A 13001-nucleotide genomic window follows, 5' to 3' on the forward strand; every position below is an offset into this window, starting at 1 on the left:
GAGTCCCACCAAGGCCCGTTGCGGCCCCGTCCCCGGCGGAGAGGTCCGCCGGACGAGGAAGGGGCAGAATTGACGGGAAGCCGGGAAGCCCGAAAGGGGGCGTCTGGTGCCGACGGATCCGCCGGGGGGCGAGCGGTCTCCCGGCCTCCTGAGGTCGGAGCCGGGCACGCTGCTGGAACACGTCACCGTCGCGGTGTTCGGCCTCGACGACCAGGGCCGCGTCCGGTACTGGGGCCCCGGAGCCGAAAGCCTCTTCGGACACCCGCCGGAAGCCGTGCTGGACGGATCGGCCGACGTCCTGTTCCCCGCCCCGCCCCGGGGCCGCCCCGGCGCGGCCGCGCAGCTGGCGGAGCGCGCCCGCACCCTGGGTTACTGGCGGGTCCGCATGCCCGCCGCGCACCGCGACGGGACGGTCTTCGACTGCGGCTTCCGGGTCTTCCCCGTCACGGGCCCCGGCGGCAGTTCCGTGGTCATGGGCCTGGCCAGCAAGGGCGAGGAACTCGACCGGGTGAAGACGAACCTGGCCTTCCTCGACGCACTGTTCGAGACCTGCCCCATCGGCCTGGTCATGCTCGACGAACAGCTGCGGTACGTCCACCTCAACCAGGCGCTGGCCGACATGGACGGCATGCCCATCGCGGAACACCTCGGCCGGCCGATGACCGAGGTCATGCTCACCTCCGACGAGGGTGAGTACGAGCGCACGCTACGGGCCGTCGCCGAGCAGGGCCGCCCCGTGGTCGGGGCCCTGGTGGGCCTGCGCACACCGGGCCGCCCCGACCGTGACCAGGTCCGGTCCGTGAGCCTCTTCGCGCTCAGCCAGGCCGGCGACACGCGTCCCGGCGTGGGCGGGCTGCTGGTGGACGTCACCGACCGGGAGCACGCCATCCTGGAGGCGACGGCGGCCCGCCGGCGGCTCGCCCTGCTGGACCGCGCCGGAGCCCGGATCGGCACCACCCTGGACCTGAACGTCACCGCGCGGGAACTGGTCGAGACCGTGGTCCCGGAATTCTGCGACGGCTCCGTCGTGGAACTCGTGGAGTGGATGGAGGAGGCAGAGGCCTTTGACCCCGAGCGGCCGCTGATCACCCGCCGCATCGCCTCCGGGACCAGCCTGCCCCCGCCCGCCGACGAACTCGTCGGCGGGCTGGAACGCGTCACCTACCCGCCGGGTTCCAGCATCCACACCGTGCTGAGCACCGGACGCCCGCTCTCGGTCCCCGTCAACGAGGACTTCGTGACCCGGACCGTCGTCCACCAGGAGCGCGCCGAACTGCTGCGGGGCAGCGGGCTCGCGTGCATCCTGATCGCCCCGCTCATCGCCAGGGGAACTGTCCAGGGGATCACCATGTTCGGCAGGTCCGCCGCCCGCCCCGCCTTCACCGAGGAAGACCTCGCCCTGGCCTCGGAACTGGCCTCCCGCGCCGCGCTGTGCCTGGACAACGCACGCCTCTACGGCAGGGTCCGGAACATCGCGCTCACCCTCCAGCGGGCCCTGCTCCCCAGCGCCACCGGGGCCGGACCGTACGTGCGGGTGGCCCACCGGTACCTGCCGGCCGGCCATGTCACGGAAGTGGGCGGCGACTGGTACGACGTGATCAGCCTGCCCGGAGACCGGGTGGCCCTCGTCGTCGGCGACGTGATGGGCCACGGAGTGTCGGCGGCCGCGGCGATGGGCCGGCTGCGCATCACCGCCAAGGCGCTGGCCCGGCACCACACGGATCCCGGCGCGCTGCTCGCCGAACTCGACAGCTGCGCCCATGAGGCCGGGATCGAACTGGCCACCTGTCTCTACCTCCTCTACGACCCGGCGACGGGGCGCGCCCGCATGGCCAACGCGGGCCATCCGCCGCTCCTGGTCCGCCGCCCCGACGGCACCGTCGACACGGTGTCCGCCGTCACGGCCGTGCCGCTGGGAGTGGGAGGGTTCCCGTTCCCGACGACCGAGGTGGACCTTCCGGAGGGGTCCACCCTCGCCCTGTACACCGACGGCCTCATCGAAGCCAGGGGCCGCGACATCGAAGCGGGCATGGACGCCCTGCGCGACCAACTGCGGCGGGCCGAGGGCACGATGGAGGAGGCGGCCGACCGCATCCTCGCGAACCTGCTCCCCACCAACCCGGCCGACGACACGGTCCTGGTCCTGGCCCAGGTCAGCCGCGCGCCCGGGCGGCCGCCAGGTGGGTGAGGCCGTCGTGGGCCGTGGGTCGTGAGCCGTGCGAGGCTTGGCCCGAGCACAGGACCGGCACACAGCCTGGCACACCGGAGGGGACCCACACCATGCACACGCCGAGCAGGCCGGACGACCTCGAACCTCCCGAGCTGCTCTGGGCCAGGGCCGTGACCCTGGCCGTGATCGACGCCGCGTGCTCCGTCCGGACCGAGTACGCCGTCGACGACGACGGCGTGTGGTGCCACTCCACCGGCGCGGGCGGCTGGTGGCGCCTGACCGTGCTCGACGGGGGCGGACGCGCCGTCCTGTGCGGCCAGGACCCGGACGGCAGCCACACCCACGTCGGCGGCGAGCAGATCGACTTCCTGGCGGGCGGCCCCGGCTGGCTGCCGTGGGACCTCCTGCGCGACGACGCGGCCGGCAACCTCTTCGGCTTCGTCTACTGGTGGCAGGACGGCGCGTGGCACCGCATCCCGTACCCGGACGAGGTGCGGGAGGACGGGCTGGACGGCGCCGCGCCCTGGGCCGGCTCGCACGAGGAGTTCCTCGAACTCGCCGTGACCTCGTACGACGTCCCGTACGAGCGGCAGCGGCTCCTGACCGGGGCCGTCGAGCGGTTCGTGGAGCGGGCGCGGGAGCGCAAGGCCGACGAGGCCGCCGTGGCGGCGCTGCTGGCGCCGGCGCTCACCGAGGACGGGCCCGCGCCGCGGCTCGACGTGGCACTCGCTCTCGCCGCGCGCGCGGGCGTCCTCGCGTAGCGGCGCCTTCGGACTCCCGCGCCCGGGCGGCTACTTGTACGCCGCGAACGCCTTGGTGAAGGCCAGCGGCTCCTGGAGGATGGAACTGCACGTGGCGTCGGCGTGGTTGACGGCCCCGGCCGCGCACTGCCGGTCACGGGCCGAGGACCACATGGCCAGGCGGCCGATGCCCTTCGCCGCCGCGAACTCCACGAGCTGCGAGGCGTCCGAGACGGTGAAGATCTCACTCGCGACATCGTTGACGCCGATCATCGGCGTGACGGCCACCGCCTTCCAGGCCGCCGCGTCGGAGAGCCCGAGCACACCCTTGAGCTGAGCCTGGGTGGCCGTCGCGGCCTGGATCGCGTACTGCCCCATGTCCCCGCTGTACGCGGGCCCGTAGTCCATCGCCATGATGTTGACGGCGTCGACCCGCACGCCGTTCTTCCGGGCGTCGGCCAGCAGCGCCACCCCCGGCTGGGTCAGCCCCTCGGGCATCACGGGCAGGGTGAACGCCACGTCCAGGCCCGGGTGGGACTTCTGGAGCCGGGCGATGGCCTGGGCGCGGCGCGCGTTGGCCGCGGTGTCCGGCAGGGCCGCGCCCTCGATGTCGAAGTCGACCTTGGTGAGTCGGTACTGGTCGACGACCTTCCCGTAGGCGGCGGCCAGTTCGTCGACGGTGGCGCAGTTCAGCGCCAGTTCGTGCCCGGCGGCCCCGCCGAACGACACGCGGACGTCGCCGCCCTTGGCCCGCAGTGCGCCGATCTGGGCGGCGACCTTGTCGCTCGCGAGGTCCGTGACACCGCCCCACAGCGGCGCGCAGCCGCCGCCGGAGGTGATGAAGGCCAGGTGGAACTCCTTCACGCCGGTCCTCGTCGCCGTGTCGACCAGGTCGTACGCGGGGTACAGCGAGGTGTCCACGTACGGGGCGAAGCGCGCGCCGGGGGTGGCGGGGGCGGTCGCGGTGGGGGCGGGCGACGTGGTCCGGGTCGGGGCCGCGGTCGCCGTGGGCGTGGCGGTGGCGGTGGCCGTGGGCGCGGGGGTGGGCGCGGACGTGGGACGGACGGTGGGCCGCCCGCTCGGACCGGCCGTCGCGCCCTGGTCCACCGAGCACTTCAGCCCGTTGATGCGGCAGCCGGTCGGGTCGCCCGGGGTGCCGGATCCGCTCGTCACGAAGCCGACGGTGACGGAGGCTCCCGCCGCCAACTGCCGGTTCCAGTCGGCGGGCTTCACGGTGACGTGCTGCCCGTCGACCGAGTGGACGCCGTTCCACAGGGAGTCGACCTTCACGCCGGCCGGCAGGTCGAACTGGAGCGTCCAGTCCGACTGGACCTGCCCCGTGCTGTTGGTGATGACGTACTGGCCGGTGTAACCGCCGCTCCAGGAGCTGGACTTCGTGTACACGGCTCCGACGGAACTCGCCTGTGCGGTTCCGGTCAGCGCGAAGGCCGCGCCACCGATCACCGCCGCCGCCACGATCGCGCCCGTGACCTTCGCCGCCCGGCTCGTCGTGCGCCGGTGCCCACCTGTCCTGCTCATCGCGTGCCTGCCTCTGTGTTACTGGGGAGTTGGGAGGATGAGGCAGCACGCTAGTCGCCCCGAAACGGACATCCGTTCGTTTCGGGGCACCACCCGCGAGCCTTAGGTTCCACTTAAGGCAGGGGTAAGCGGGACCTCAGGAAGCGGGCCTGTCGAGCCCTTCCACCCCAGGGGTCCTGGCTCCCGACAGTCCGTGACAGTCCATGCGGAGCCGTGCTGTGCCGCCTTGGGCGGCTCCCTGCCCCCGCCCTCGCGGTTTGGAGCGTGCTGGTCAGCGGCCAGCGGCGACAGCTGGTGGGCCGCCGGCTTTGTCGTCTGGCACGCGAGTGGCACGCGGTCCTAGCAGTCGAGACAACAGCGCCCACTTGGTAGTGCAGGGAATCGGGCGCGCTACTGAGGCTGTGACGGTCCGGCGCAAGGCCGAACCGTCTCCACCTGGCGTGACCTTCTGATCCGTAGCTCTAGCCGGATCGGTCAGCCGGTCACGCGACCCGCCTCGGAGAGGTAGCGACGGCTGAGGATGCCATCAGCCTGGTGGTGGCTCACCTGCCTGCGGATCTGGGCGCCGATGCAGCCGGCCAACAATCTTGAAAACCGTCGTGGCGCGAGTCACCGTGGGTTCAAATCCCGCATCCATCGCAGTGGAACGGCCCCTGACCAGGATCGATGGTCAGGGGCCGTTGGCCTGTCCGGTCACGCTGGCCGCCCGGTGCTCCCCGTTGCTCCCCGCTCGATCGGGCACGCAAGGGGCACGCGGAACACGTGTGACGACGTGCGGCGTCAGCTGACGATGAGTGTCCCCTTCATCTGCGGGTGGATGGAACAGAAGAAGGGGTAGCTGCCGGGCTTGGACGGTGCAGTGAAGGTGGCGGACGCGCCGCCTTCGATCGTGCCGGTGTCGAAGGCATCGCCCTCGGTGGCGGTCAAGGTGTGCGGAGCCGAGTCCTCGTTCATCACGGTGACTGTTGCGCCGGCGCGTACCTTGAGGTCCGCAGGGATGAACTTGAAGCCTTGGATGCGAACCTCTGTACCCTCGATGGTGACGGTCGACGTGCTGGCGGGTGAGGACAGGGGCGCGGCGCTGGTACTTGTGACGCCGACGATGGCGAGCAAGGCGCAGGCGGCGCCGACCGCTGCTCCCCGAGTACGGTTACGAATGCGGCGGGAACGGGTGAGCGACATGGCCACCCCTCTCACGTATCTGTGATGGTCTTGACCGGCCCTGACGGTCTCTCCTGCGTGACCTCGCCAGGCCGCTTCACGTCCGCCTGCCGTGGGCGAGGCGGCTCATGCGCCGCTGGTAATCGGCCGCATCGATCCTGCTGTGGAGCAGCAGGATCGACGCACCACCGGTGGCTTCGCAGAGCCGGGCCCCGGCCCCGCAGCCGTGCCAGGGGAGGGGGCAACTTTCTGTGGCCGTGATCAGCCGCGCGATGTCCTACAGCACCGCATCGGTGCTGGGCCGGGAGCGGAAGGCTCCCGTTCGGATCTGAGTCTCTTCCTCGATTATCCCAGGCCGCCGCTACCGGGGCACTTCGTGGCCATGGGGCGGTCGGGCCATTGCCCCCAACGCTCCCCACAACGCACCGGCACCCGCGCACGGCGCCCCCGCCATCCCGGAGTCGGAGCGCCCCCGGCGGAGGGATGGCGGAGACGTACGGAGTGGCCCAGCTTCGTATCGCTGCTGTCTGACCACGGCCCGCGCATTGAAGACATCGCGCGATTGGTCGGACACAGCGGAAGCAACACCACCGAGCGCGGAAGCAATTGCGGCCGGTCATCGAGGCGGGCGCTGAAGCCACGGACGAGATCTTCAGCGACGGAGACGCGGCCGACGAGCCCGAGTAAGTCGGCGTGACTCTCGGTTTTGCTCCCGCGAGCCGAACCGAGCAGCCATGACCTGCCTTGAACTGCACGGACGCCGACAACCCGGCCTGTTGATCCCTACGTTCCACTAAGGAAGCGGTAAGGACTGGATCAGAAAGCGGGCTGCGGAGCTAGGCTCCGGAGATGGAGCGCGCAGAGGTTCTCAAGCGAGTCATCGGCATTCTCACGGAAGCCCAGGAGATCCGTCGGGCGGCGGAGGCAGGCGAGGACGGCGACATCCCTGAACGCGACGCAGGGGTCGTCACCAAGTTGCTGAACGAGATGCTGCCTTCCATCAGCGTGCCGGCCGAGTCCTCCCCCCAGCAGGTGGCCCGTCTGGTCGCGGAGGCGCTCGGTCCCGCCCTGCAGACCATGGTCGCCGGGTTCAGCCTGGCCTTCACCAGCCTCGCCATGGCGCACGACGGCGGCCGGACGGACCTCACCGCGCTCGACGTCCTCCAGCAGCTCGCCCTCGAAGTGGAGGCAGGGGTCTACGACGAGGGCGAATGAACCACCGTCCGGCGGGGGTCAGCCGTGGGTGGTGTCGATGACGCAGAAGCGGTTGCCCTCGGGGTCGGCGAGGACCACGAAGTCCGGGTCCTCGGGGTAGGAGTCCCAGTCGACGTGCCGGGCGCCCAGGGAGACCAGGCGCGCGACCTCCGCCTTCTGCTCCGCCGCGTCCGCCGCGTACAGGTCGAGGTGGACGCGCGGGTGTTCCTGTACGGGCGAGGTGCTGCGGCCCAGGGCCAGGCCGGGGCCCCGGCCGTCGGCGGGGACCAGGACGGTCCAGCCGGCGTCCACCTCGCCGTCCCGGGGGACGTACCCGAGCGCCCGCGTCCAGAATTCCGCCGCCCGCCGGACATCCTCGGCGCCCATGACAATCGTTCCGATGCTCAGCATGATCCGATTCTGGGGTACGCGGGCTACGCGAGTCGCTCGATCGCCACCATCGCGGCGTCGTCGCCGAGGGTGCTGCCGGCCGCGTGGGCGAGCAGGTCCTCGCACAGCCGGTCCAGGAGTGCGCGGGGGTGCAGGCCCGACCAGGCGGCCGCGCGTTCCGCGAGCGGGTAGAACGTCCCCGCCCGGTCGCGCGCCTCCAGGACCCCGTCCGTGTACAGGAGCAGGACGTCTCCCGCCGCGAAGGCGAAGCTCTGGGCGGTGACGGCCGACTCCACCAGCCCGGCCAGGCCCAGCGGCGGAGCGGGCTGGTCCACGTCCAGCGGGACGACCCGGCCGCCGCGCAGCACCAGCGGCGGCGGGTGCCCGCAGCTGACGAGGTGCAGCACGGGCTCCGCGTCGGGGATGTCCAGGACCGCCGCCGTGATGAAGATTTCGCCCTGGTCCTCGGAGTCGTCCAGGTCCGGGGAGACCGCCGCTTCCAGGTAGGCCACCAGCCCGGGGAGGCCGTCCTCCTGGTGGGCGGCCGCCCGGAAGGCGCCGAGGACGAGCGCGGCGTCCCCGACCGCCTCCAGCCCCTTGCCGCGGACATCGCCGATGATCAGCCGCGTCGCCGTGGCCGTACGGGCGGCTGCGTACAGGTCTCCGCCGATCTGTGCCTCGGCCGCCGCGGCCAGGTACACGGAGGCGACGCGCAGCGGACCGATCCGTTCGCGCAGGGGACGCAGGACCACCTCCTGCGCGGTCTCGGCCACCGACCGCAACTGGACCAGTTCCTTCTCGTGCACCTCGCGCAGGTGGGCGAAGACGGTCACGAACACCGAGATCATGATCAGCGCGCCGATCTGGAAGGTGTGGTTGAGATCGGTCAGGGTCGTGCGCGCCGCCGCCACCACCGCTTGCGCCAGTACGGCGACCAGGCCGACGAACCCCGTCATCCACGGCCCGGCGAACGAAGCGGTCACGGCCGGCGCGGCGACCAGGAACGGACCGAGGTGGACATCGGGCGGAGCGAGGACGTCGACCACCGTGACCAGGGCGATCAACGCGAACGGAACCGCCAGCTGTGCGTGGCGCACTGGCCGGGATCCTGGGTGGGACGCGTACGGCGGCCGGAGATCCATCTCTCCTGCATACACCGCCGGGGGATCGGTGTCCTCCAGCCCCGGCCGTCGCGGGCTTCCCTTCTCGCGCCCGCAGCGGCCCCCTTGGGCCCCCGTGGCCCGCGCGCCCTCGCTATGAGCGGCGGCGGGGCTTGCCGCCCTTGCCGCCCTTGGGACCGCCCGAACCGCCGCGGGCGCTCTTGCCGGCCGACTTTCCGGGTGCGGGCTTGCGCTGCGCGCCGCCGCCCGCATCCGGACGCTTCGCCTTCGCCTTGGCCTTCGCCCTGGCCGTCGCCTTGGGCTGCTCCGCGGCCGCCGGGCGGCCCCGGGTGCTGTTGACGGTCCGCCCGCGGACGATCCCGATGAACTGCTCCACCAGATCGGTGGTCTCGTCCTGCGGCCACGACAGCGCGACGCGCGACTCGGGGGCGTCCGAGACAGGCCGGTAGGTGAGGTCCTTGCGGTGGTGCAGGCGCGCGAGGGACTGCGGGACGACGAGCACGCCCACCCCCGCGGCCACCAGCTCGATGGCGTCCGCCGTCGTCGCGGGGCGCTCGATCGCGGGCTGTCCCGGCAGACGCTCCCAGTCGAGGGTGTCGTCGAGGGGGTGCAGCACGATCTCATCGGCCAGATCCGCCGTGGACACCTCTTCGGCCGATGCCACGAGGTGGTCCTTGGGGATCACGACCACCGTGGTCTCGGTGTAGAGGGGGATCGCGCTGAGATCCGTACGGTCCACCGGCAGGCGTACGAAACCGGCGTCGGCGCCGCCGTCGCGCAGCACGCCGAAGGCCTCGGTGGGCGACACCGCGACGAGGGTCAGCGGGACGTCGGGCAGTCGCTCATTCCAGATCCGGATCCACTTGGTGGGTGTCACGCCGGGGACATAAGCGAGCCGGAACGAATGGGGTACTTCCGAGCCTGTCACCCCGCCAGGTTACCGGCCGTGGTCGGAGGTAGCGCACACGATCGATACTCTTGACACCATGACGTCGCACCAGAGCACCCAGACTATGAAGCCCGCAACCGCGGCGAAGAAGCTGGGCGTGTACCTCGAGGCCACCCCCGCCGAGTTCCAGGAGGGTGTCGTCTCGCGCAGTGAATTGAGTGCGCTGCAGGCCGACCCGCCCGAGTGGCTGCAGGAACTGCGGCGCAACGGCCCGCACCCCCGCCCCGTGGTCGCGGCGAAGCTGGGCGTGTCCATCGCCGGCCTCGCACGCGGCGGAGTCACGGAGCCGCTCACCACCGAGCAGATCGAAGCACTGAAGCAGGAATCGCCCGAGTGGCTGCAGCGGGAGCGCGCCACCCAGGCCGACGTCCGCAAGGAAGCGGTGCGGATCAAGGAGAAGAACGCGGAGAAGGCCGCGAAGGACGCGGAGCGTGCCGAGCAGGACCGCGGTACGCGTTCCTGACGTCCGCCCGTTTCCGGTGATCAGGCCCGGCTCCCCCGCGGGGAGCCGGGCCTGATCGTCTCAGCCCGGTCGTCCGCCGGTCGCGAGCAGGTGCACGGCCTTCTCCAGCCGGGCCTGCCGGGACTCCGGGGTCAGCGCCTGGAGCAGCGGCAGGACCACCAGGTAGCGCCCGGTCCTGTCGAGGGCCTCGAACGCCTTCCCGGCTTCGGGGCTCGCGTCGAGCGCCGCCGCCGGGTCGGGCGGGACCGTCGCCGTCTTCTGCGACTCGTAGGCCCGCGCCCACCGGCCGTCCTCCTGTGCCTTGCGCACCTCGGCCAGTCCCGGTTCGCGCATCCGCCCCGCGGCCGTGAGCATCGCGACCTTCTCCACGTTGACCTGCGACCACAGGCTCCGGGGCCGGCGCGGTACGTACTTCTGCAGGTAGTGGGTCCCGTCGAGGGAGCGCCGCTGCCCGGAGATCCAGCCGTAGCAGAGCCCGATGTCGACGACCTCGTCGTCGCTGACGGACGGGATGCCGGACTTCTTCTTGGCCATCTTGATCCACACGCCCTCGTGGCGCGTGTGGTGCTCGGCCAGCCAGCTCTCGAACGCCGCGGCGTCCGTGAAGGCGACGATCTCCACTCCGTCGAGTTCATCCATGCGGCTCAGGCTATCCGCTGCCGTTCGTACACGCCGAAGTCGGCGCAGGACACGGCGAGTTCGCGCGGCGGCGTCCAGGTGTACCGCAGCGTCCGTACGGCCCTTCTCATGTCACGGCCCGACCGGGACGGTCGCCATGTCCGCCGGGGCCGTAAACCTGTGGACAGCCCCCGGGCGCTGGGCGAGCATCTTCGCGATGAACAACGAACCTCTCTCCGTCCCCCAGCGCGTCCGCTTCGTCGAGCTCAGCGAAAAGGCGCTGCGGGCGCTCGCCGACGGCGACCTCGCCGGCGGCAGCGCCGAGGCCGGGGTCGCCCTTGACGAACACTTCGTCAGCGACCGGGCCCGCTGGATCTTCCGATATCGCGCCGACCAACTCGCCGAGGACCCGTCTGCCGCGCCCTGGATCACGCGGGCCGCGGTGTCCGAGCCGGACGGGGCCGTCGTCGGCGACGCCGGGTTCCACGGACCGCCGGACGAGGCCGGCGTGGTCGAGGTCGGCTACACCGTCGTGCCCGGGTACCGCCGCCAGGGCTATGCCCGCGCCATGCTGAGGGCGCTGCTCGTCAGGGCCGCCGCCGAACCAGCTGTCAGGACCGTGCGGGCCACCATCAGGTCCGACAACACCGCCTCCCTGGCCGTCATCGCGGGCTTCGGTTTCACGCACGTCGGCGAGAAGGGGGACGAGCGCGACGGGCTCGCGATCGTCTTCGAGGTCCCCGCAGACGCCATTCAGGCCGCGTAGCTTCACGGCCTCGGAGGACATCCATCTCGGCGGCCACGGCCAAGTCGCATGTGGCGCGCCTGTTCAGCGAGCTCGGCGCGCGCGACCGGGTCCATCTCGTCATCACCGCCTACGAGATGGGCCTGGTCACGCCGCCACGGCAGGGCCCTCAGGCGGCCACGGCCTCCGGGCTGCGGTCTTCACCGGACCGGCGGCCGGAGGCGCGGGAGGCGAACAGGCCGTCCACCGCGAACGCGCCCGGGCCGGTGAACACCAGCAGGAGGAAGGCCCAGCAGAACATCGCCGAGGCCTCGCCGCCGTTCTGCAACGGCCAGAGGGCGCCCGGCTGGTGGACGGTGAAGTACGCGTACGCCATCGAACCGGAGGCGACGAAGGCGGCGGCCCTGGTGCCGAGGCCCAGCAGGATCAGGACGCCGGCCACCAGCTGGATCGCGGCGGCGTACCAGCCGGGCCAGGTGCCGACGGCGACCGTGCCGCCGCCGTGCGCGCCGCCGAGGACGCCGAAGAGGGAGGCGGCGCCGTGCGAGGCGAACAGCAGTCCCGTGACGATACGGAACAGGGCGACGGCGTACGGCTGGTTTCTGTCGAGATGCGTGGTCATGGGGGGAGACTCCTTCGGTTGGGGACGGGTCCCGAAGTCGTGCCGATGGGTGAGACGCGAGGCGTGAGGTACGGGTGTGAAGTACGGGTGTGAAGTGCGGGTGTGAAGTGCGGGATGGGGAGTGCCCACACGGGCGAGCCAAAGGTTAGGTAGGCCTAACCGCCCTGACAAGATCGAGTTCCGGCCACCGCCGAGCGGTGGCGACGCTACCCCGGCGCCGGAACGCGACGCCGACGGCACGCGGAACCCACCGGCGCCCGTGCCTCGCGCGCCCCGGTCGGCTGGCGGGGCGCGGGCCGGTGGGGTCCGCTGGAGAGGTGAGCGCTCTTCCTGGTCGCGGCTGGTGGGCCGGACTCCCGCCGGCGGCGGGAGCCGCCGTCATGGCCACCGGCATCCTCTCCGTCGGCCTGCACCTGACCGGACGCGAGGTGGTCTCGCTGGTGGCGCTGGTCCTCGCCACGGCGCTGTGGCTGGTACTCGCCGTCGACTTCGCGTCCCGGCTGCTGCGGGACCGCGGGCGGTTCCGGGACGAGGCCGACACCCCCGCCGCGCTGACCGCCGTCGCCGCCACCACCGTGCTCGGCACCCGGCTCTCGCTGCTCGGCTGGCAGAGCGCGGCCGCCGCGCTGCTGGCGCTGGCCGCGGTGATCTGGCCGGGGTTCCTGGTGCACGTCGTACGGCACTGGCGGAGCCGCATGCCGGGCGCGGCGTTCCTCGTCTGCGTCGCCACCCAGGGGCTCGCCGTACTCGCCGCCGTGCTCGCCGCCGTCGGCCACCACGACTGGCTGGCCCGGGCGGCGCTGGCGGCCTTCTGCCTCGGGCTGCTGCTCTATGCGGCGGCCCTGGTCCGCTTCGACCTCCGCGAGATCGTGGGCGGAGCGGGCGACCACTGGGTGGCGGGCGGTGCGCTCTCCATCTCCGCCCTGGCCGGCTCCAAGCTCACGGCGTCACCCGTATGGACCGGCGGGGCGCACACGGCCCTGCGGATCGTCACGCTGGTGACGCTGGCCCTCTCCCTCGTCTGGTACGCCGTCCTCCTCGGCGCCGAACTGCGCCACCCCCGGCCGCAGTACGACATCCGGCGCTGGGCCACCGTCTTCCCGCTCGGCATGACAGCCACCGCCTGCCTCTCCGCGGCCGACCCGGCCGGCGTGCCCTGGCTGCGCCCGCTCGGCGAGGTCCTGCTCTGGATCGCCGTCGCCGCCTGGCTGCTGACCTTCGTCACGTTCCTCGCCGCCCACCGGGCCGCGCTCCGGCACGACGGCGCGGCCCACCGGGGACAATGACCG

At 72.1% G+C, this 13001-nt stretch carries 13 protein-coding genes and 1 pseudogene; 7 read left to right on the forward strand and 7 right to left on the reverse strand.

Going from position 1 to position 13001, the window contains the following annotated elements:
• The first annotated feature begins 106 nt into the window (after positions 1 to 106).
• Together ACGFYQ_RS11430 and ACGFYQ_RS11435 are read left to right on the forward strand one after the other, a co-directional pair.
• The gene (locus ACGFYQ_RS11430) at positions 107 to 2188 is read left to right on the forward strand and encodes a SpoIIE family protein phosphatase (RefSeq protein WP_393742445.1); all 2082 of its coding nucleotides are present in this window, start codon (positions 107 to 109) and stop codon (positions 2186 to 2188) included.
• Positions 2189 to 2280: 92 nt separating this feature from the next.
• Positions 2281 to 2931: a hypothetical protein gene (locus ACGFYQ_RS11435; protein WP_393742447.1), complete on the forward strand. Its 651-nt coding sequence runs from the start codon at positions 2281 to 2283 to the stop codon at positions 2929 to 2931.
• Between the two features lie 30 nt (positions 2932 to 2961).
• Here the strand turns inward: ACGFYQ_RS11435 and ACGFYQ_RS11440 are convergent, their stop codons facing one another.
• Entirely contained in the window at positions 2962 to 4449 is a 1488-nt protein-coding gene (locus tag ACGFYQ_RS11440; RefSeq protein WP_393742449.1) for a cellulose binding domain-containing protein, read from the reverse strand.
• Between the two features lie 492 nt (positions 4450 to 4941).
• Between ACGFYQ_RS11440 and ACGFYQ_RS11445 the strand changes: the two are divergent.
• Positions 4942 to 5040: pseudogene (locus tag ACGFYQ_RS11445) on the forward strand (DUF6193 family natural product biosynthesis protein); the annotation flags it as partial.
• 189 nt (positions 5041 to 5229) lie between these two features.
• Here the strand turns inward: ACGFYQ_RS11445 and ACGFYQ_RS11450 are convergent.
• Complete coding sequence (locus ACGFYQ_RS11450; protein ID WP_393742451.1) at positions 5230 to 5631, reverse strand: cupredoxin domain-containing protein; 402 nt, start codon at positions 5629 to 5631, stop codon at positions 5230 to 5232.
• 828 nt (positions 5632 to 6459) lie between these two features.
• On the opposite strand from ACGFYQ_RS11450, the gene ACGFYQ_RS11455 reads away from it, so the two are divergent.
• A complete protein-coding gene (locus tag ACGFYQ_RS11455) occupies positions 6460 to 6825 on the forward strand; it encodes a hypothetical protein (RefSeq protein WP_393742453.1) in 366 nt (121 codons plus the stop codon).
• 18 nt (positions 6826 to 6843) lie between these two features.
• Here ACGFYQ_RS11455 and ACGFYQ_RS11460 read toward each other — a convergent pair whose 3' ends face one another.
• From ACGFYQ_RS11460 to ACGFYQ_RS11470, 3 genes are all read right to left on the reverse strand, one after another.
• Entirely contained in the window at positions 6844 to 7215 is a 372-nt protein-coding gene (locus ACGFYQ_RS11460; protein WP_393742455.1) for a VOC family protein, read from the reverse strand.
• 23 nt (positions 7216 to 7238) lie between these two features.
• Positions 7239 to 8336 carry a PP2C family protein-serine/threonine phosphatase gene (locus tag ACGFYQ_RS11465; protein WP_393742457.1) on the reverse strand — a complete coding sequence of 366 codons (1098 nt, stop codon included), beginning with the start codon at positions 8334 to 8336 and terminating at the stop codon, positions 7239 to 7241.
• Positions 8337 to 8448: 112 nt separating this feature from the next.
• Positions 8449 to 9243, reverse strand: a complete 795-nt coding sequence (locus ACGFYQ_RS11470; protein ID WP_393742459.1) for a LysR substrate-binding domain-containing protein — start codon at positions 9241 to 9243, stop codon at positions 8449 to 8451.
• A 58-nt stretch (positions 9244 to 9301) separates the two neighbouring features.
• Between ACGFYQ_RS11470 and ACGFYQ_RS11475 the strand changes: the two genes are divergently transcribed.
• The gene (locus ACGFYQ_RS11475) at positions 9302 to 9727 is read left to right on the forward strand and encodes a DUF5997 family protein (RefSeq protein ID WP_393742461.1); all 426 of its coding nucleotides are present in this window, start codon (positions 9302 to 9304) and stop codon (positions 9725 to 9727) included.
• Between the two features lie 60 nt (positions 9728 to 9787).
• Here ACGFYQ_RS11475 and ACGFYQ_RS11480 read toward each other — a convergent pair whose 3' ends face one another.
• Positions 9788 to 10366 (reverse strand): YdeI family protein, encoded by a 579-nt coding sequence (locus ACGFYQ_RS11480; RefSeq protein ID WP_393742463.1) that lies wholly within the window; start codon positions 10364 to 10366, stop codon positions 9788 to 9790.
• Between the two features lie 196 nt (positions 10367 to 10562).
• Here ACGFYQ_RS11480 and ACGFYQ_RS11485 point away from each other — a divergent pair, with 196 nt between their 5' ends.
• Positions 10563 to 11111, forward strand: a complete 549-nt coding sequence (locus tag ACGFYQ_RS11485) for a GNAT family N-acetyltransferase (RefSeq protein ID WP_393742465.1) — start codon at positions 10563 to 10565, stop codon at positions 11109 to 11111.
• 148 nt (positions 11112 to 11259) lie between these two features.
• Here ACGFYQ_RS11485 and ACGFYQ_RS11490 read toward each other — a convergent pair whose 3' ends face one another.
• On the reverse strand, positions 11260 to 11712 hold the full coding sequence (locus ACGFYQ_RS11490) for a DoxX family protein (protein WP_393742467.1): 453 nt from the start codon (positions 11710 to 11712) through the stop codon (positions 11260 to 11262).
• Between the two features lie 317 nt (positions 11713 to 12029).
• On the opposite strand from ACGFYQ_RS11490, the gene ACGFYQ_RS11495 reads away from it, so the two are divergent.
• Positions 12030 to 12998, forward strand: a complete 969-nt coding sequence (locus ACGFYQ_RS11495) for a tellurite resistance/C4-dicarboxylate transporter family protein (protein ID WP_393742469.1) — start codon at positions 12030 to 12032, stop codon at positions 12996 to 12998.
• Positions 12999 to 13001 lie beyond the last annotated feature (3 nt).

This window comes from Streptomyces sp. NPDC048258 (genome assembly GCF_043201995.1).
Lineage (GTDB): Bacteria > Actinomycetota > Actinomycetes > Streptomycetales > Streptomycetaceae > Streptomyces.

Excerpts from the sequence above, each read along its gene's own strand:
- ACGFYQ_RS11460 (WP_393742455.1), bottom strand. The coding sequence starts at position 7,215 with ATGCTGAGCATCGGAACGATTGTCATGGGCGCCGAGGATGTCCGGCGG.
- ACGFYQ_RS11480 (WP_393742463.1), bottom strand. The coding sequence starts at position 10,366 with ATGGATGAACTCGACGGAGTGGAGATCGTCGCCTTCACGGACGCCGCG.
- ACGFYQ_RS11455 (WP_393742453.1), top strand. The coding sequence starts at position 6,460 with ATGGAGCGCGCAGAGGTTCTCAAGCGAGTCATCGGCATTCTCACGGAA.
- ACGFYQ_RS11485 (WP_393742465.1), top strand. The coding sequence starts at position 10,563 with ATGAACAACGAACCTCTCTCCGTCCCCCAGCGCGTCCGCTTCGTCGAG.
- ACGFYQ_RS11475 (WP_393742461.1), top strand. The coding sequence starts at position 9,302 with ATGACGTCGCACCAGAGCACCCAGACTATGAAGCCCGCAACCGCGGCG.
- ACGFYQ_RS11435 (WP_393742447.1), top strand. The coding sequence starts at position 2,281 with ATGCACACGCCGAGCAGGCCGGACGACCTCGAACCTCCCGAGCTGCTC.
- ACGFYQ_RS11440 (WP_393742449.1), bottom strand. The coding sequence starts at position 4,449 with ATGAGCAGGACAGGTGGGCACCGGCGCACGACGAGCCGGGCGGCGAAG.
- ACGFYQ_RS11490 (WP_393742467.1), bottom strand. The coding sequence starts at position 11,712 with ATGACCACGCATCTCGACAGAAACCAGCCGTACGCCGTCGCCCTGTTC.
- ACGFYQ_RS11465 (WP_393742457.1), bottom strand. The coding sequence starts at position 8,336 with ATGGATCTCCGGCCGCCGTACGCGTCCCACCCAGGATCCCGGCCAGTG.
- ACGFYQ_RS11450 (WP_393742451.1), bottom strand. The coding sequence starts at position 5,631 with ATGTCGCTCACCCGTTCCCGCCGCATTCGTAACCGTACTCGGGGAGCA.